Source organism: Halonotius sp. GCM10025705, from assembly GCF_042662885.1.
In the GTDB taxonomy this organism is placed as follows: Archaea; Halobacteriota; Halobacteria; order Halobacteriales; family Haloferacaceae; genus Halonotius; species Halonotius aquaticus.
In genome coordinates, this window is record NZ_JBHSZD010000001.1 from 301,934 (window position 1) to 320,408 (window position 18,475).

Genomic DNA, 18,475 nt, shown 5'->3' on the forward strand with positions numbered 1-18,475 from the left:
GTTGTCGAACGGGTTCTTTGTCTGCCTTTTGTCACTGTTTTCGTTGCTACTCGGCGTGTTTTCTTCTGTCCGTAGGTTTATTTGTGATTCCGCGGCCAGACGCCTCATGTCTGCTCAAGCGATCTGTATCGGACTCATCGATCGATTGTTCGCTCGACTCCGCTGGAGCAGCCTCCATGCAGAACCGCCCTATGTAGCTGTGATTCGCGAAGCGACGACCTGTGTCGGCGCGACCGAACGTGCCGCGGCGTTCCAACGGGCCGATGGACTTGATCGCCTCCGGTCAGCGATTGATGCCGCCGAGGCTGACGACCGGCCGGCTCTCGCACGGGAAGGCCGACAGGCCCTCCTCGCGCTTCGTCGCTTGCCACCCCACGCTCGCGGAACCGATATACCACCCCGGCAATAACAGGGTGGCAATGACACGGGTGCTACACACTGGCGACACCCATATCGGCTACCAACAGTACCACTCGCCGGAGCGGCGGGCGGACTTCCTTGCGGCCTTCGAGACCGTCATCGACGACGCCGTCGAGATGGATGTCGATGCCGTCGTCCACGCTGGCGATCTGTTTCACGACCGCCGACCGGATCTCCCGGAGCTGATGGGGACGCTGTCGGCCCTCCGTGAACTCAACGCTGCCGAGATTCCGTTTCTCGCCGTCGTCGGCAACCACGAGTCAACCCGCGGCGGCCAGTGGCTCGATCTCTTCGAACGGCTCGGGCTCGCTACCCGACTCGGCGACGATCCGATTGCCATCGACTCTACCGCCTTCTATGGCCTCGATCACGTCCCCGAATCCCGACGTGACGACCTCGACTACGATTTCACTCGAACTGCCGACAGCGACCTGGATACCGAGCCAACCCACCACGTCTTAGTCGGCCACGGTCTCTTCACCCCCTTCGCGCACGCCAACTGGGAGACTGAGACCGTCCTCGACGAGTCGACTGTTGATTTCGATGCTGTCCTGCTCGGCGACAACCACGCGCACGGCATTGAACGCGTCGACGACGTGTGGGTGACCTACTGCGGGTCGACCGAGCGCGCGAGCGCGAGCGAGACAGACGACCGCGGCTACAACATCGTCCAGTTCGACGCCGACGACCCTGGCCCTGCGGGCGTTGATATCCGAAGAAAGTCGCTGCCGACCCGTGAGTTCGTCTTTGTGACGGTCGATCTCGAACCCGGTGAGGGTGCGGAGCGTGTTCGCGAGAAGATCAGCCAGCACGACCTCACCGATGCCGTCGTTATCGTCGAAATCGTCGGCGACGGCGAGGCTGTCACGCCCGGCGGGATCGAATCCGGTGCCCTCGACAACGGTGCGTTGATCGCCCGGGTTACCGACCGCCGCGAGATCGAAACCGAAACTGAACTCTCGGTGAGTTTCGCCGATCCCGATGCCGCTGTCGACGAGCGGATCGAGGAGTTGGGCCTGTCGGCAGCCGCCCTCGATATCGACGACGCGGTTCGATCACCTGACATCGCCGACAGCAACCTTCGAGAGACAGTGAAAGGCCGGCTCAAAGAGCAGATCGAGAACGACCCAGCCGCGTTGGCACCGCCCGAAAGCGACGACAGCGACGGTTCCGACGATTCCGCCGACAGCGAGCACGACGAGCCGAGTGCTGATGGTGTTGGCGACGCCAACGAAGTCGCCAATACCGAAAGCGATAGTCATGGCGACACTGCCGACCCAGCAGATACCGATGTCGCCGATGAGGCAACGGACAGCGACACCGCAGACGGCGAACTCTCGACGATGGAGGACTTCCTATGAGGTTCAGCCGTCTCCGTCTCTCGAACTTCAAACCCTACGGCGACGCCGATGTCGAACTCACCGACGGCGTCACCGTAATCCACGGACTCAACGGCAGCGGCAAGTCCTCGCTGCTGGAGGCCTGTTTCTTCGCCCTTTACGGCTCGAAAGCCCTGCCCGGCACGCTGGACGACATCATCAGCAACAGCGAGGAGGAAGCCGCCGTCGAACTCTGGTTTACTCACGACGGCGTCGACTACCATATCGAACGTCAACTCCGCCGGAGCGGCGACCGCGTCAGCACCCGCAAATGCGTCCTCGAAGGCGACGACGGGAGCGGTGACCCGATTTCTCGAGACGGCGCGCGGGCCGTCCGTGAGTTCGTCACCGATCTGTTGCGGATGGACGCCGAGGCGTTCGTCAACTGCGCGTACGTCCGGCAAGGCGAGGTGAACAAGCTCATCAACGCCAGCCCGAGCCAGCGGCAGGACATGATCGACGACCTCCTGCAGTTGGGCGTCTTAGAGACCTATCGTGACCGCGCCGGCGAGGCCCGCTTGGCCGTTACCGACCTGCTCCAGAACGCCCGCGGCTCGCTGGAGACCATCGACGAGCAGATCGAGGCCAAAGAGGAACAAGACCTCCACGCGCGGCTCAACGAACTCGAAACGAAACGCGACGAGGTCGACGAGGAGATCGAGAACTACGAGGCCCAACGCGAGAAGGCCAACGAGACGCTGGAAGAAGCCCAGTCGGTGCTCGCAGAGTACGAGGAGCACCAAGCCGAGATCGAGGACTTGGAGACCGAAATTGACGAGTTGGAAACTGAGATCAGCGAGACAGAAGCCGAACGCGACGACCTCGGCGACAAACGCCGCGAAGCTATCGAAGAGCGCGACGAACTCGAAACCGAACTCGACGACAAACTCGCCGAGACCGAACTCACTGAAGCGACCGCTGAGGCCATCGCTGACCGCCGCGAGACGCTCGCCGACCGCCACGAAACCCTCGGCGACGAAATCGCTGATCTCCGGGTCGAAGCGACCGGCTACGAGAATCAGGCTGAAAACCTCCGTGAGTCCGCCGACGATCTCGAAACGCAGGCCGACGACGCCGAGGAGCGCGCTGACACGCTCGAAAGCGAGGCCGGCGACGCGGAAACCAACGCTGAGGAGTGCGACGCCGAGCGCGACGAGATTGACGACGAACGTGAGGACTTGGTCGAGCAGTTCGAGGCTGCCGAACCGGATATTGAGATCGGCGAGGCCGAAACTCACCGCGAGGCACTCCAGACCGAGCGGCAGGAACTTGGCGAGGAACTCGCCGAAACGCGAACGCGACTCGAAACTGCACGCGAGGCCGTCGCCGAAGCTGAGGATCTTCTCGCCGAGGGTAACTGCCCGACTTGTGGCCAGCCGGTCGAAGACGCGCCCCACGTTGACGACCTTGACGAGAAACGCAAGCGGGTCGAGGAACTGGAAGCCGACATCGAGGAACTCGAAGCCCAGCGGGAAACACTCGACGACCGCCTCGACACCGCCGAACGATTGGTCGAGATCGAAACCCGCATCGACGATCTCGACGACGAACGCGAGCGACTCACGGAGCGAATCGAAACCTACCGCGAGACCGCAGCCGACAAACGCGAACAGGCAGCCGAAGAACGGGAGGCAGCAACCGAGAAACGCGAGGAGGCGGCCGAGCGGCGTGAGGCAGCCGACGCGAAAGCTGATGACGCCGAGTCGACACGCGAGACAATCGAGGCCAAAACCGACGACCGTGAGGCTGTCAGCGACGCCCTCGACCGACTCGACAGGCTTGATGCGACGCGCGAGGAGATCAACGAGCTCGAAACCCAGATCGAGGATCTCACCGACCAGCGTGAAACGCTCGCCGAACGCAATGAGGAACGCCGCGAGTGGCTGGCCGACAAACGCGAGCAGCGCGACGAACTGCTGGACGTCTTCGATGACGACCGCATCGAAACCGCCCGCGAGCGGAAGGCAAACGCCGAACAGTATATCGAGGATGTCGAACCCGAACTCGCCGACCTCCGGGAGCGACGCGACGAACTCCAGAACGCCATCGGCGGCGTCACCGCCGACATCGAACAACTCGAAAGCCTCCGCGAGGAACGCGAGGCAATCGCTGAACGGGTCGACCGCCTCGAATTAGTCCATAGCGAAACCGAGGACATCGAGACGATGTACGGCGACCTCCGGACTGAACTCCGCCGCCGCAACGTCGAGAGCCTCGAACGCATGCTCAACGAGACGTTTGATCTCGTCTACGGCAACGACGCCTACGCGCGCATCGAACTGGACAACGAGTACGATCTCACCGTCTATCAGAAGGACGGCCAACCGCTGGAACCCGGCCAGCTGTCGGGCGGCGAGCGCGCGCTGTTCAACCTCAGTCTCCGGTGTGCCATCTACCGCCTGCTTGCTGAGGGAATCGAGGGCGCGGCCCCGACCCCGCCGCTCATCCTCGATGAGCCAACCGTCTTCCTCGATGCCGGTCACGTCGGCCGGCTGGTCGACCTCGTCGAGGAGATGCGCGGCTTCGGCGTCCGGCAGATTCTGATCGTCAGCCACGACGACGAACTTGTCGGCGCGGCCGACGAACTCATCACGGTGGAAAAAGATCCGACGACAAATCGCTCGACGGCGACCCGCGCCGCCGACCCGGATCTCGAACTGCTCGGCGGGGTCGCCGACGACTGACCTACTCTGGTGTCGTCGACGCTGTGTCGCTGGCCTCGGCGTCGGCATCGCTGCCGGAATCGGTCTCGGCAGCGTCCCCCTCGCGGAGTTTGTTGACGGCCTGTGTGGCGAGTTCTGTCGCCGCATAGCCGCGGCGACCGTTGCTGTCGGCTTCCTTGACGAGGCCGGCCGCGCGGAATTCGGCGAGTAGCCCGTGGAGATCACTCTCACAGAGGTCGTAGCTCTCCAGTAGTTCGACCGTCGAGATCGACTCACGATCGACTAACTCGATGACAAGCCCCAAGGATTGGTCATCGTAGGTCGCCGTCACTAGTCGCCGGATTGCAGGGTCGATCCCGGCTGCGGCGGTCGACAGCGGCGACTCGTCGTCGACGACCGTCAGATCGCTGTTAGCAACGTAGTGTTCGGCTCCGGTCTCCGGATCGCGGACGAGGCTGCTGTCGCCGGACTGTTTGACCACTAAATAATGGTCGCCGTCGTCATCCTGAACCGTTCGCATTAGCTACCTCAACGCCGTCCGGGCGGTTAGCCGTTGCGTCCGGCATCCCTTCGTCTTGTTGTCATCCGTCGTCTCTCTGCTGTCTCGTCTGTTTGTGATCCCAGTACCGGTGGGCTGCGCGACCCAAGGCGAGACAGCCGACGGCGATGAGCCCGCCGCCGAGGGCCAGCATTTCTCGAAAGCCGATAACTAACAGCCCGATACTGATCAGCAGGATCCCGGCCTTGATCGAGACGACGATCTTGATAAACGCGTTCAACAGGTCGTCGTCGATCTCCTCAAGGGCGTCGGAGAGCTCGTCTTCGGCGTCCGCTTCAGCATCGTTGTCGGGTTCGGCGTCGACCTGGTGGCTGTCTGGGTTGGCATCGTCGCCGACGCTGATATCTGGGACGAGTTCGTCCACGACCTGCTGTTCATAGGAGCGATCGTCTTCGCCATCCGATTCGGTCGCGTCGTCGGCGACCTCCTCCGGTTCACCGATCGATGGATCGGTTGGCTCACCGTTGGAACCGGGTTCTGTCGGTGGCTCAGACGGCATACTCCGAGTCAATGGGCCGCCAGCAAAAGGATTCGGCTTTTACAGGGCTTCGCTGACTGGAATCGCCTCGGTGGTTTCAACCCACGCAAGCGGGTTCTCGGCATCGAAGAGCACCACCCCGTCGTCGACCTCATAGGATTCGACGGTTGCGACCCCGGCCGGTTCGGAGGCTGCCGCACTGTGCTCCTGTTGGTCGTCCGCGTAGGTGGACATGCTACCCTTTGGTAACCGGTGACATGCTAAATAGTTTGTTATCGCCCCGAGGCTTGCCACCCCTGCCGGTCGGGGTCGGTCACAGCGGCCTGACCGACCGAACACCGGGACTTTTTATCTGAACGACGCAACCACTCGCTATGACACAGTCGGATCTCTCGTCTTTCTCCCCTGCCGACGATGCCGACGACGAGACGGATGCTGCGGACGCGACTGACCCCGCCGATGCGGCCGCGGTCGTCGCCGGCAACGGCGGCGGTCGGATCAGTGAGGTCGTCGACGTTGAGGACGCGAAGTTCCCCGATTCGACGGGGACAGTCGAGTTGATGGTCACACAGGTCGATTACACCATCGAGGGCGGTGGCCGCGAGGAACACCCTGTGATCCACGTCTTCGGCCGCCGCGCCGACGGCACCCACGAACACGTCCGCGTCCTCGGCTTCGAACCCTACTTCTACGTCCCGACCGACTCCCTCGACACACCGCCCGAAGAGGAGTACGATGTCGTCGTCGACAGCCGGGAGACCGACGCCGACGGCGAGCACTTCGAGAGTATTCGCGGCGAGAAGCTGACCAAGGTTATCGGTCGCACGCCGCGTGACGTGGGCGAGGTTCGCGACGAGTTTGATCACTACGAGGCCGACATTCTGTTTCCGAACCGATTTCTGATCGATAAGGGCATCAACAGCGGGATTGAGGTCTCGGAGCGACGGCTCGAAAGCGACACAATCCAAGTCCCCCACACCGAGGTTGTCCCTGCCGAAGTCGACAGCGATCTTCGCGTCAACATCTTCGACATCGAGGTCGACGACCGCCGGGGCTTTCCCGAGGACGGCGAGGAACCGATCGTCTGTCTCACGAGCTACGACTCCTTTGATGAGGAGTATATTGCATGGCTCTACGAGGCGCCTGACGGCGACGGCGAGATTCCGACCGATCTCCCCGATTACGACCCATATCAGGACGACATTGCGGTCGATGTCCGAACCTATGACTCCGAGGCGGCGATGCTGGATGCGTTTATCGACTACATCGACGACACAAACCCTGACGTCTTCACGGGCTGGAACTTCGAGGATTTCGACGCGCCGTACTTCCTTGACCGGCTGGAGGTTGTCGATGCCAAGACCGACCGTGATCTCTCGGTCGACCGCCTTTCTCGGATCGATGAGGTCTGGCGATCCGGGTGGGGTGGCCCTGATATCAAGGGCCGGGTCGTTTTCGATCTCCTCTACGGCTACAAGCGCACCCAGTTCACCGAGCCGACTCCTACCGGCTCGACGCTGTCGGCGAACTCGAACTCGGCGTTGGTAAGGAGCGATACGCCGGCGACATCGGCGATCTCTGGGAAGAGGAACCGAAACGCCTCCTCGAATACAACCTCCGGGACGTGGAACTCTGTGTCGAGATCGACCGCAAGCAAGGTCTGATTGATTTCTGGGACGAAGTCCGCAAGTTCGTCGGCTGTAAGCTCGAAGACGCGCCGACACCGGGCGACGCTGTCGACCAGTACGTCCTGCACAAAGCCTACGGCAAGTTTGCCCTGCCGACGAAGGGCAAACAGGAAGCCGAGGAGTTCGAGGGCGGAGCCGTCTTCGATCCGATTACTGGCGTCCGCGAAAACATCAGCGTCCTCGACCTGAAAAGCCTCTACCCAATGTGCATGGTGACGATCAACGCCGGCCCCGAAACGAAGGTCGACGACGACTTCGAGGGCGAAACCTACCGTGCGCCCAACGGCACCCGGTTCCGGAAAGAGCCGGACGGCATCATGCGCGAGATGGTCGATGAACTGTTAACAGAACGAGAGGAAAAGAAAGAACTGCGGAATCAACACGATCCGGACAGCGCCGACTACGAGATCTACGACACGCAGCAGGCTGCGGTGAAGGTCATCATGAACTGCTTTACGCCGGATACGGAGGTATTAACGCCAGCGGGTGTACGTGATATCACGGAGCTCGCTGTCGGCGATCAGGTGTACTCACTGGATCCGGAGACACAGGAACTCGAAATCAAACCGGTCACCGAAACCCACGCGTATCCGGACTATCGCGGTGAACTCGTCGACATCGAAACGAGCAAGATCGATTTCCGGGTGACGCCGAACCATCGAATGCTCGTCCGGAAAAACGACCGTAACGGGATCACCGAAGACGGATACAGCTTCGTTGAGGCCGGCGAGCTGGAGGACTACTGCAACTACGAACTCCCACACGACTGGACGTACGACGGCGGCGACCGCCTCGAAATGGTCGATCTCACCGAGTTCGTCGACGACTACGAGGTCTGGGTTCGACCCTCGGTTCATGGCCACACGTTCACCGCCGAACTCGGGTTCCAGCCGCGACGTGTGCCCAAGGCCGATGTCGATCACGTCGGCTATGTGTTCACGCCCGAGGAGTTCGAGGCAAACCGCGAGTACATCGAATCCGTCTGTGAGCAGAGTTTCATCCACACCGAATCGGGACGGAAATGGATTCCACGCACCTACGACGGTGATGACTTCCTCGCGTTCCTCGCATGGTACATTACCGAGGGCAACGTCTACACATCGGACGCGAAGCAGTTCGGCGACAACTACCGCGGGTCGTCAACGACGGTCAAGGTCGCACAGGAAGCTGTCGCCGACGGCGGCTCCTCAGCGGGTGATCACCACGCCGCTATCGGCGACCTGCTCGACCGGATGGATCTCGACTACTACGTTGACGATCGCTCCTACCAGTTCACTTCCCAGCTGTTTGGCGACCTGCTTGAGCGATTGTGTGGCGATGACAGCTTCTCGAAACGGATTCCTGAGTTGGTCTTCGAGACGAGCAGCGACCAGAAGGAGCGGTTCCTCTCGGTGCTGATTGATGGCGACGGCGACCGCCAACCAAACTCGTGGCGATACAGCACGTCGAGCGAGGAGCTTCGAGACGACGTGATCCGGCTCTGTACGCATCTCGGCGTCACGGCCAACTATAACCGTGACAGCGGCACGTGGCGAATTTACGTCACCGAAGACTCGAAGAACTCGGTGCGGATGCATCGGAGCGGATCACGAAGTACGGCCGATGACGGCGTCTACTGTGTGACCGTCGCCGACAACCACACGTTGCTGGCGGGTCGCAACGGGAAATTCCAGTTCGTCGGGCAGTCCCTGTACGGCGTAACGGGGTGGGATCGGTTCCGGCTCTACGATAAGGAGGGCGCGGCGGCCGTGACGGCGACCGGCCGTGAGGTAATCGATTTCACCGAAACCGTCGCCAGCGAACTCGATTACGAAGTCGCATACGGAGATAGCGTCACCGGTGATCGTCCCGTCGTTGTCCGCGATCCCGATGGGATCGTTCGCGTACTCCCGATCCAAGACCTGTTTGAGCGCGCGACAGAGAACACCAGCGACACGGTCGTCATCACCGCCGACGGCGGTGCTGTCGGCTCGGCTCCTGGCGGCAAGGATCGTCGCCGACTTGACGGCTGGGACGCTCTCTCGCTGACGGCCGATGGTGAGTCGGAATGGCAACCGATCCAGCAGGCGATCAGACATGAAACCGACAAACCGGTTGTCAAACTCCAGCACAAGTTCGGTGAGTCGACGACGACGCGGGATCACTCGTACGTGGTTGACGACGACAGCGAATTCATTGAGGCAGCACCCGAGGATGTCGACGAACCGCTCCGTATACCGGGGCTGCCGGCAGTCGACACCGTCGAGACGATTGATGTGTACGGGGTACTGAACGGCTACACCCGTGAGTACGAAGACGGCCGGAGCGTCGGCAGCGCGGACGCAGCGACAAAAACCAAGCGCGTCCACGCGAACGACGAGTGGGTCTGGTTCGGCCACGACCACCACAACGAACTCTCGAAACCAGTCAAAGTACAGCGATACATCGACATTGACTCCGAAGACGGAGTCGCCCTGCTGCGGTTGCTGGCGGCCTACATTACCGAGGGCAGTGCCTCAACAATTGAGACGACCGACTCACGATTCGGTGCAAGCATTTCGGAATCACGCGCGGAATGGCTTGATGGACTCCAGTCGGACTACTACCGACTGTTCGAAAACACGTCAGTGAGTGTAATTGCCTCCAATAACTCCGGAGAGCGAACCCTCGAGTACGAGACCAGCGACGGTGCGCAGTCGGTCACTTACGACGACACGACGCACAAACTCCAGTTGATGAACGAATTGTCGGCGGTGTTCTTCCGCGAGTTCGCCGGCCAGACCTCACGCGGCAAGCGGATTCCTGGCTTCATCTTCAATCTCCCTGCTGATGCACAGGATCTCTTCCTCGATACGCTCATCGAGGGCGATGGCTCCCGTGAGTTCCCGCGGTACACCGACGAGTATTGCGAGCGACACTTCGATTTCGAGACGACGAGCCGCGAACTCGCCGCCGGCCTCTCGATGCTGCTCACGCAGCGTGACCAGAAACACTCGCTAAAATATCGGGATTCGAAAGACAGCTACACGATCCGCACCTGTGACTCTTACCGGAGCGGCCGCGATCCGGTTCTCACGGATGTGAATCACGACGGCTATGTCTATGATCTGAGCGTCGCGGAAAACGATAATTTCGTTGATGGTGTCGGCGGTATCGTTCTTCACAACACCGATTCCGTCATGCTCGAACTCGACAGCGCGGCAGACAAAACCGCAGCCATCGAGCAATCCTTCGAGATCGAGGAGTACATCAACAGCCGCTACGACGATTTCGCAAGCAACGAACTCAACGCCGACGAGCACCGCTTCCAGATCGAATTTGAAAAGCTCTACCGACGGTTCTTCCAAGCCGGTCGCAAGAAGCGGTACGCCGGCCACATCATCTGGAAGGAGGGCAAGGATGTCGACGACATCGACATCACCGGCTTCGAGTACAAACGCTCGGATATCGCGCCGATCACCAAACGCGTCCAGAAAGAGGTGATCGAAACCATCGTCACCGGCGACGACATGGAGGCCGACCGCGAGGAGGTCAGGGAGTACCTAACCACTGTTATCGAGGAGTTCCTTAATGGCGAGCGGAGCGTCGAGGAGATCGGCATCCCTGGCGGCATCGGCAAGCGACTCGACGCCTACGAGACGCCGACCGCGCAGGTTCGGGGCGCGCAGTACGCCAATCTCCTACTTGGCACCAACTTCGATCGCGGCTCGAAACCCAAGCGGCTCTACCTCAAGGACGTTCACTCCTCGTTTTTCCGCCGGGTGGAAGACGAACAGGGGCTTGATCCGCGGCAAGATCCACTGTACGGCGAGTTCAAACGCGATCCCGATGTGATCTGTTTTGAGTATGCCGACCAACTCCCCGACGAATTCGAGATCGACCTCGAAAAGATGTTGGAGAAGACGCTCAAGGGGCCGATCTCGCGGGTGATCGAAGCCCTCGATATGTCGTGGGATGAGATCAAAACCGGCCAAACCCAGACCGGCCTCGAACAGTATTGGTAGCCGATTTCTCACCCGGGTTTTTGCTGATCGAAAACTTTTCTTTTCGCTCCTGTATCAATCACGGGGGTGAATGCGAAACCATTATGGGCGTAACTCACTACCATTTGGATACGAGGCAACGAACCACCAATGGCAACACTTGAAATCAGCAATCTCCACGCAGCAGTCGCAGAAGAGGACGGCGAAACGATTCTCCGCGGTGTCGATCTCGAAGTCAACTCCGGTGAGATCCACGCCCTGATGGGTCCCAACGGCTCCGGGAAGTCGACAACGGCGAAGATTATCGCCGGCCACCCAGCGTATGAGGTCACTGACGGCGAGATTCTCCTCCATCTTGAGGACGAAGATGTCGAAGATATCGACGCCGACATCGACGAGGAGGATCTCTCGTGGAACCTTCTTGAGCTCGAACCGAACGAACGAGCTGCCCTCGGCATCTTCCTGGGCTTCCAGTACCCCGCCGAGATCGAGGGTGTCACGATGACCAGCTTCCTCCGACAGGCACTCAACGCCAAAGCCGAGGAACGCGAGGAACTGTTCGAAGACGAAGACGACGAAGAAGCCGAAGCCGACGACGACGAGGAGGGCTACGAAACGTCCCCGATGGAAGGCCCAGAAGACGACGGCGAGGTCAGCGTCGCGGAGTTCCAGCAGATCCTCTCCGAGAAGATGGAGCTGCTCGATATGGACGAGAAGTTCATGCACCGCTATCTCAACGCCGGCTTCTCCGGCGGCGAGAAGAAACAGAACGAAGTCCTCCAGGCTGCCCTCCTTGAGCCCGCTGTCGCCGTCCTCGACGAGATCGACTCCGGGCTCGACATCGACCGCCTGCAGGATGTCGCCAAGGGCATCAACGCCCTCCGCGACGAGCAGGGAACCGGAATTCTCCAGATCACCCACTACCAGCGCATTCTTGACTACGTTGAACCCGACCACGTCCACGTCATGCTCGACGGCGAGATCGCCAAAAGCGGCGGAGCCGAGTTGGCCGAAGAACTCGAAGACAAAGGCTACGACTGGGTTCGTGACGAAGTCTACGAGGCCGCGTAACAATAATCGATTACGCACAGCACTATAAGCAACCAAACACAACCACAATACATGAGCTCAAACGAAGAACTTCAAGAAACCAACACCGAATCCCGATTCGAGTTCAAGAAGGAGGAAGCCTCCGCCTTCAAAAGCGAGAAAGGACTCGATGAGGAGACGATCCGCGTCATCAGCGAGGACAAGGACGAACCCGACTGGATGCTCCAGCGGCGACTCCGTGCCCTGAAGCAGTTCCAGGAGATGCCGATGCCGACCGACTGGCCCGAAGCCCCGGATCTCAGCGAGATCGATGTCGACGAGATCGTCCCGTACATCCGCCCGGATATCGACGTTCGCGGCGGCGTCGACGACTGGACCGACCTCCCCGATGACATCAAGGACACCTTCGACAAACTCGGCATCCCGGAAGCCGAGAAGAACGCGCTGTCCGGCGTTGGTGCCCAATACGAGTCGGAGATCGTCTACCAGAACATGCAGGAGCAGTGGGAGGAGAAAGGCGTCATCTTTTGTGACATGGACAAGGCCGTCCAGGAACACGAAGACCTCGTCAAAGAGTACTTCATGACGAAAGCCGTCCCGCCGAGCGACAACAAGTTCGCCGCGCTCCACGGCGCGATCTGGTCGGGCGGCTCCTTCGTCTATGTCCCGGAAGACACCACCGTCGAGATGCCGATTCAGGCGTACTTCCGGATGAACTCCGAAGGGATGGGGCAGTTCGAGCACACCCTGATCATCGCTGAGGAGAACTCCGAAGTCCACTACATCGAGGGCTGTTCGGCCCCGAAATACTCCGCGTTCAACCTCCACTCCGGCGGCGTCGAGGTCTTCGTCAAAGAAGACGCTCACGTCCAGTATTCGACCGTTCAGAACTGGTCGAAAAGCACCTACAACCTCAACACGAAACGCGCCATCGCCGAGAAGGGCGGGCGCATGGAATGGATCTCGGGGTCGATGGGCTCGAAGGCGACGATGCTGTACCCCTCGACGATCCTCAAGGGTCGCGGCGCGTCGGACAACCACATCACCATCGCTTTCGCCGGCGAAGGCCAGGACATCGACACGGGCGCGAAGGTCTACCACAACGCCCCCGAGACGAAATCGACCATCGAGTCGAAGTCGATCTCGAAGGACGGCGGCCGCACCAACTACCGCGGGCTCGTCCACATCGCCGACGGCGCGGAGAACTCCTCGACGGCCGTCGAGTGTGACGCGCTGATGTTCGACAACGAGTCGACCTCCGACACGATGCCGTACATGGAGATCAACGAGTCGAAGGTCGACGTTGCCCACGAGGCGACCGTAGGCAAGATCGGCGACGAGGACATCTTCTACCTCCAGTCGCGCGGGCTTGACGACGACGACGCCAAACAGATGATCGTCTCGGGCTTCATCGAGCCGATCACGGAGGAACTCCCCATCGAGTACGCGGTTGAACTCAACCGCCTCGTTGAACTCGAAATGGAGGGCTCGCTCGGATGAGCGTGCAGGTACCAGCCTCCATCTCCGCAGAGACCGTCGAAGAGATCTCGGCGGCCCGCGACGAACCCGAGTGGCTGCTCGAACGCCGGCTTGAGGCACTCGACAGCCTCGATTCCCTCGATTTGCCGGACGTGATCCACACGCCGGGTCGACGCTGGACCGACCTCGAATCGCTTGATTTCGAGGAACTCGTCGATCCGCGCGATCAGTCCGACGAGACCGTTCGTGAGAGCGTTGAGGGCGCGACCGTCCTCTCATTCGAGGAAGCCCTCGATGAGCACGAGGATCTCATCAAGGAGCACTTCGGCTCCGTTGTCGACCCCGAGCGCAACTATCTGACGGCGCTGTCGACCGCGCTGTTCACGACGGGGACGGTCATCTACGTGCCGGAGGGTGTCGATGTCGAGGACATCACCATCCGCGCGGAGATGAACTCCCGATCGCTGTTCAGCCACACGCTCGTCGTCACCGAGCAGTCGTCGTCAGCGACAATTCTGGAATCAATCGAGTCCGGCGACGAGGTCGACGGCGATCGGTTCTTCAGCAACATCGTCGAGGTCAGCGCCGGCGAGAACAGCTACGTGCAGTTCGGCTCCCTGCAGAACCTCGACCAGGATACCTACCACATCACGCTCAAACGCGGTGTGACCGACACCTACTCGACGATCAACTGGATCGAGGGCAACATCGGCTCCCGGCTCACCCGCTCGGATGTCGAAACGGCTCTCGACGGCGAGGGGTCGGAGACGAAGGTTGTCGGCGCGTTCTTCGGCCACGAGGATCAACACCTCGATATCAACGCCCGCGTCTGGCACAACGCCGAGAGCACGACCGCCGATCTCGTCACCCGCGGTGTCCTCGACGACGTGGCCCGGTCGGTGTATGAGGGTGTCCAAGACGTTGGCCAAGACGCCTGGAATACGAGCTCCTACCAGCGTGAGAATACGCTCATGCTGTCGGATGACTCGGAGGCTGACGCCTCACCCAAGCTGATCATCAAAAACCACGACACCGAGGCCAGTCACTCGGCGACCGTCGGACAGGTCGACCAGGAGGATCTGCTGTATATGACCTCCCGCTCGATCGATCCCAACACGGCCCGCAACATGCTTGTTGAGGGCTTCTTCGTGCCGGTACTCGAAGAGATCGACGTCGAGGAGTTCCGTGAGGATCTCTCAGAGCTGATCATCGCCCGGCTCGACTGACGGCCGGCGTTGCGGCGCGGATTTTTGTCGGTGGTTGTCGAATGGAAAACGGTAAGTTCGCACATCCCAGACCAATAGTTATGCGAGTGTCGGCAGCACGGAGCGATATCCAATGAGTCTCAGTCAGCGCGTTGACTCCGATCAACAGCTTGCGCGGCTGCTGCAGATCGGGATCGTTCTTGAGGAGGTCACTGAGGCTCGCGCCAACAACCACCGTGAGTCGCTGCCGGAACCCGACGCCGAACTGGAGTCGCTGTTGGCCGATGCCGCCGAGGAGTCGGCGGCCCACCGCGACCGGCTCGATGGCCTCATCGACAGCCTTGCGGCCGACAGTATCCCCTTCGATGAGATCGACGCCCTCGTGGAGGCGAGCTACGGCCAGACGAAACCCGAGGACTTCGATGGCGTCCTTTATGATCAGCTCTGCAACGAGGAGACGGCCTACAAGTTCTACGACGATATGATCGATGCGATCGAAGCCAGCGATGCGGCGTTCTCGGTGGATCGACCCCACCTGCTGTCGGTGCTGCGGGCGCTTCGAGACGCCGAACGCGACGCCGTCGAAACAGTCACCACCATTATGGAGCAACGCGAATGACCCTTCAGCAATCAGTTGTGAGTTCCCTCACCGCACCGGAGGCCAACCGATGAATACGGCCGATCAATACCTCAAGGCGATCTATCTGATCCAACAGGACGACAACAGTCCGGCTGCCACCGGTCGCGTCGCTGAGATGTTGGATGTAAGTCCCGCCAGCGCAAACGAGATGATCGGCAAACTCGAAGCGCGCGGGCTCGCCGAACACGAGAAGTATAAAGGCGTCTCGCTGACCGATGATGGGATCGTCAAAGCGCGTGATGCCCTCCAGACGTACTGCATCATCGAACGGTTCCTCGTCAATGTGCTTGATGTCGAGGACTTCCGCGGGGAGGCCCGCGAACTCGAACCCGTCATCGACGGCACTGTCGCCGAGCGGTTGGATACGATCATCGACCGCAAATCCGAGTGTCCCGACTGCTTCGATCCGGAACTCGACGCCTGCGGCTGTCTCGATGTCGAACCGCTCGAAGAGGCTGCAGCCGACTGACGGGTCTCCGATTGCGACCGCGTAATCGAAGCGAGTCGTGATACCCCTGTGTGTTAGCTACCCGCTCAGGGACAACAGCCGGACTGCTCTCGTTTTGTCATCGATCCCGTCATCTCTACGGGCTCACCGTCTTCGAAGACGATCGCCCCACGCGAGTCACAGCACACGTACTCGCCGGACTCCGTCTGCCACCGATAGGCATGGGAAAACTGTGTTTGTTCATGCCCGGATGGTTCGAGTTCTGTTGTTGTGCCAGTACTCTTGTTTTCGATCACTGCCGTGGCGTCAGCCCGGTCGTCGGGATGGATGCGTTCGATCCACCACTCAAATCCATCGTCCCGAATCCCCGGCGCGTAGCCAAACGACTTGATGCCCTCGGAGTACAACGTTTTGCCGCTTGCCATATCCTGGATCCAAAATGCGTCTGTTGATGTCTTTGCGATCACCTCGTAGGTTTGCTTGAGCTTTCGTGTTTGTCGTTTGGCATGAAACTGCTCGACGAGCATCGAAATCCGATTTGCCAGCACACTAAAATACCCGGCATCGGGTGATTTCTGGAGATATAAATCAACGCCCGCTTCAAGTGCCTCTGAGGCGATCGCCTCGCTGCCATGGCTGGTAAACAGAATAAACGGAATATCCGCTGCGTTGGTGCGTACGTGTTCGTAGAACTCGACGCCGGTTATCGTCCCCATCTGATAATCGCTGACGATACAGTCAACATGATTGTCCTCCAGATATGTGATCGCTGCACGGGGGTCGGTTCGGGTGATGACCGTCGCATCCTCAAGCTCGTGGCTGAGATACTCGCTGGTAAGCTCAAGAAACGGTTTTTCATCGTCGACATGCAGAACCGTCAGTGAATCCGGCGACGACTCAAGCGGATGTATTTGGTTCGTCTCCAACGGTGCTCGACTCATATCACACTAAACAGTAGCGGCGACTATAATTGTTAACATAGGTAAAATATTCGCTGTCCGCGTTAGGTTTTATCGGATCACTCCGCTCAGAACACACTCTGACGAGTTCAGTCGGCGGTCACCGTTCTCTCGTCGGCGCTTTCGGGGGAGCCACTGTTTTTCCGTCCGGCTTCCCCATTGTGTGTATGCCAACAATCGAGGATACCTACATCGAGAACCGCCACCGCATCCAGCCGAATCACACCAACAACTACGAGACGGCCCACGGTGGCAACGTGATGAAATGGATGGATCAGGCCGGCGCGCTGTCGGCGATGCGGTTCGCTGGCGAGACCTGTGTCACCGCCAGTATCAACCAGATGAACTTCGAGCGGCCGATCCCCGAGGGCGATACCGCGGTCGTCGAGGCCTACGTCTTCGATCACGGGACGACGAGTATCAAGGTGCGACTCCGAGCGTTCCGTGAGGATCCCTGTACCGGCCAGCGGGAGCTCACCACGACAAGTGTCTTTGTCTTTGTGGCGATCGGCGATGATGGCTCACCGACGACGGTGCCGGAGTTACAGGTCGAATCAGCCCGCGACAAGGAGTTACGACAGGATGCCCGCGAGTGGGCCGACGCTAACTGCGTTCCATCCGATCGCGGATGGTGAGGGTTTCGCCACAGCGCGGACACTCATATACGTCACAGTCGGTTTTCTCGTGGACAATCCAGCGGCCGGTCGGTGGGGCGTGATACTCACAGCCGTGACAGAATAAGACGGTCTTCTGTTCGACCGTCGCTTGCTTCGTAGAGGGCGCTTGGTTCATAGTGGACGGTAGGCGTTCAACGGCTATAACCCTGTTTGCGATGATTGTTCAGCTAGTATCACGGTTCTGAACGCCCGTATCGCTTGTTTTGCCACAGCGAGATTGCTTGTGACTCGGCTACTCACACGCTCGCGTAGCCGACAGCTACCCACCACAGCGACATCGACTGTCGCCCAGCAGCCCACTCACAGCGCGTCCCAGGCTTGGTCGATAACGGCCTTTATCTGCTCGTCAGCCTCGGTGACTGACTCCGGTGACTGATCGGGTGTGTGACTTGGCATTGTTCGGTGTAGTTCTGCAAACGCATGCATATGAATACCAGTCAGACAGATGTCACGCAGCTGTCCCATCTCGGTTATGCGAGTTCGACACACAGCCGGGGTACGTATAAGATTCATTCAGCCGAATCACGGATCATGGCAGAGTTCACCCTTTACGATCGGCCAGACTGTCCGTACTCGAAACGTGTCCGCCGCGTCCTGGATGTGCTGTCCGTCGACTACGAGGAGATCGTCGTCCCGGATGACAAGGATGACCGCAACGAGCTGGAAGCGGCGACCGGCCAGCGCGGCATTCCTGCCCTCGTCGACGATGAGCTTCCGGACGGCTACATCGCCGACAGCGGTGATATTTCTTCGTATCTCAAAGAACACTACAACTAACTTCGTTACCGCCGCGAGAGCCCCCGACCGGCCGAGCGGAACCGGTAACCGTCTACCGCCCTAAATGTGGGTATGGTGCGTTCGCCGCGAG

General features: G+C 60.1%; 17 protein-coding genes. 12 read left to right on the forward strand and 5 right to left on the reverse strand.

All coding sequences use genetic code 11. The annotated features are described in order from the left end of the window. Positions 1–106: 106 nt before the first annotated feature. The 3 genes from ACFQJB_RS01740 to rad50 are packed head-to-tail and all read left to right on the forward strand — an operon-like array spanning position 107 to position 4,483. Positions 107–409, forward strand: coding sequence for a hypothetical protein (locus ACFQJB_RS01740; protein ID WP_379723227.1), 303 nt, complete (start codon positions 107–109; stop codon positions 407–409). 10 nt (positions 410–419) lie between these two features. Further along, complete coding sequence (mre11, locus tag ACFQJB_RS01745; protein ID WP_379723230.1) at positions 420–1,781, forward strand: DNA double-strand break repair protein Mre11; 1,362 nt, start codon at positions 420–422, stop codon at positions 1,779–1,781. Continuing rightward, entirely contained in the window at positions 1,778–4,483 is a 2,706-nt protein-coding gene (gene rad50 / locus ACFQJB_RS01750; protein ID WP_379723233.1) for a DNA double-strand break repair ATPase Rad50, read from the forward strand. The genes mre11 and rad50 overlap by 4 nt, the downstream gene beginning before the upstream one ends. A gap of 1 nt (position 4,484) precedes the next feature. Here the strand turns inward: rad50 and ACFQJB_RS01755 are convergent, their stop codons facing one another. The 3 genes from ACFQJB_RS01755 to ACFQJB_RS01765 all read right to left on the reverse strand — a co-directional run bounded on the left by ACFQJB_RS01755 (position 4,485) and on the right by ACFQJB_RS01765 (position 5,733). Continuing rightward, the gene (locus ACFQJB_RS01755; RefSeq protein ID WP_379723236.1) at positions 4,485–4,982 is read right to left on the reverse strand and encodes a DUF7346 family protein; all 498 of its coding nucleotides are present in this window, start codon (positions 4,980–4,982) and stop codon (positions 4,485–4,487) included. 61 nt (positions 4,983–5,043) lie between these two features. Beyond that, entirely contained in the window at positions 5,044–5,520 is a 477-nt protein-coding gene (locus tag ACFQJB_RS01760; RefSeq protein ID WP_379723239.1) for a DUF7322 domain-containing protein, read from the reverse strand. Positions 5,521–5,559: 39 nt separating this feature from the next. Further along, positions 5,560–5,733 carry a DUF7331 family protein gene (locus ACFQJB_RS01765; protein ID WP_379723242.1) on the reverse strand — a complete coding sequence of 58 codons (174 nt, stop codon included), beginning with the start codon at positions 5,731–5,733 and terminating at the stop codon, positions 5,560–5,562. Between the two features lie 140 nt (positions 5,734–5,873). Between ACFQJB_RS01765 and ACFQJB_RS01770 the strand changes: the two genes are divergently transcribed. From ACFQJB_RS01770 to ACFQJB_RS01800, 7 genes are all read left to right on the forward strand, one after another. Beyond that, positions 5,874–7,163, forward strand: a complete 1,290-nt coding sequence (locus tag ACFQJB_RS01770; protein WP_379723245.1) for a 3'-5' exonuclease — start codon at positions 5,874–5,876, stop codon at positions 7,161–7,163. Then, entirely contained in the window at positions 7,124–11,170 is a 4,047-nt protein-coding gene (locus ACFQJB_RS01775) for a DNA polymerase domain-containing protein (RefSeq protein WP_379723248.1), read from the forward strand. The genes ACFQJB_RS01770 and ACFQJB_RS01775 overlap by 40 nt, the downstream gene beginning before the upstream one ends. A 129-nt stretch (positions 11,171–11,299) precedes the next feature. Further along, positions 11,300–12,220, forward strand: a complete 921-nt coding sequence (locus ACFQJB_RS01780; protein ID WP_379723251.1) for an ABC transporter ATP-binding protein — start codon at positions 11,300–11,302, stop codon at positions 12,218–12,220. 51 nt (positions 12,221–12,271) lie between these two features. Continuing rightward, positions 12,272–13,699: a Fe-S cluster assembly protein SufB gene (gene sufB / locus ACFQJB_RS01785; protein ID WP_379723254.1), complete on the forward strand. Its 1,428-nt coding sequence runs from the start codon at positions 12,272–12,274 to the stop codon at positions 13,697–13,699. Beyond that, the gene (sufD, locus tag ACFQJB_RS01790; RefSeq protein ID WP_379723257.1) at positions 13,696–14,904 is read left to right on the forward strand and encodes a Fe-S cluster assembly protein SufD; all 1,209 of its coding nucleotides are present in this window, start codon (positions 13,696–13,698) and stop codon (positions 14,902–14,904) included. Before sufB ends, sufD begins: the two co-directional genes overlap by 4 nt. Positions 14,905–15,016: 112 nt before the next feature. Continuing rightward, a complete protein-coding gene (locus ACFQJB_RS01795; protein ID WP_379723260.1) occupies positions 15,017–15,502 on the forward strand; it encodes a ferritin-like domain-containing protein in 486 nt (161 codons plus the stop codon). A gap of 49 nt (positions 15,503–15,551) precedes the next feature. Beyond that, positions 15,552–15,992 (forward strand): metal-dependent transcriptional regulator, encoded by a 441-nt coding sequence (locus tag ACFQJB_RS01800; protein ID WP_120102685.1) that lies wholly within the window; start codon positions 15,552–15,554, stop codon positions 15,990–15,992. 65 nt (positions 15,993–16,057) lie between these two features. Here ACFQJB_RS01800 and ACFQJB_RS01805 read toward each other — a convergent pair whose 3' ends face one another. After that, positions 16,058–16,912: a response regulator gene (locus ACFQJB_RS01805; RefSeq protein WP_379723263.1), complete on the reverse strand. Its 855-nt coding sequence runs from the start codon at positions 16,910–16,912 to the stop codon at positions 16,058–16,060. A gap of 185 nt (positions 16,913–17,097) precedes the next feature. On the opposite strand from ACFQJB_RS01805, the gene ACFQJB_RS01810 reads away from it, so the two are divergent. Next, complete coding sequence (locus tag ACFQJB_RS01810; protein WP_379723266.1) at positions 17,098–17,565, forward strand: acyl-CoA thioesterase; 468 nt, start codon at positions 17,098–17,100, stop codon at positions 17,563–17,565. Here the strand turns inward: ACFQJB_RS01810 and ACFQJB_RS01815 are convergent. Next, entirely contained in the window at positions 17,534–17,722 is a 189-nt protein-coding gene (locus ACFQJB_RS01815) for a hypothetical protein (RefSeq protein ID WP_379723269.1), read from the reverse strand. The two genes, ACFQJB_RS01810 and ACFQJB_RS01815, sit on opposite strands and share 32 nt — an antisense overlap. Before the next feature lie 416 nt (positions 17,723–18,138). On the opposite strand from ACFQJB_RS01815, the gene ACFQJB_RS01820 reads away from it, so the two are divergent. Beyond that, positions 18,139–18,384: a glutaredoxin family protein gene (locus ACFQJB_RS01820; RefSeq protein WP_379723272.1), complete on the forward strand. Its 246-nt coding sequence runs from the start codon at positions 18,139–18,141 to the stop codon at positions 18,382–18,384. The last annotated feature ends 91 nt before the right edge of the window (positions 18,385–18,475 follow it).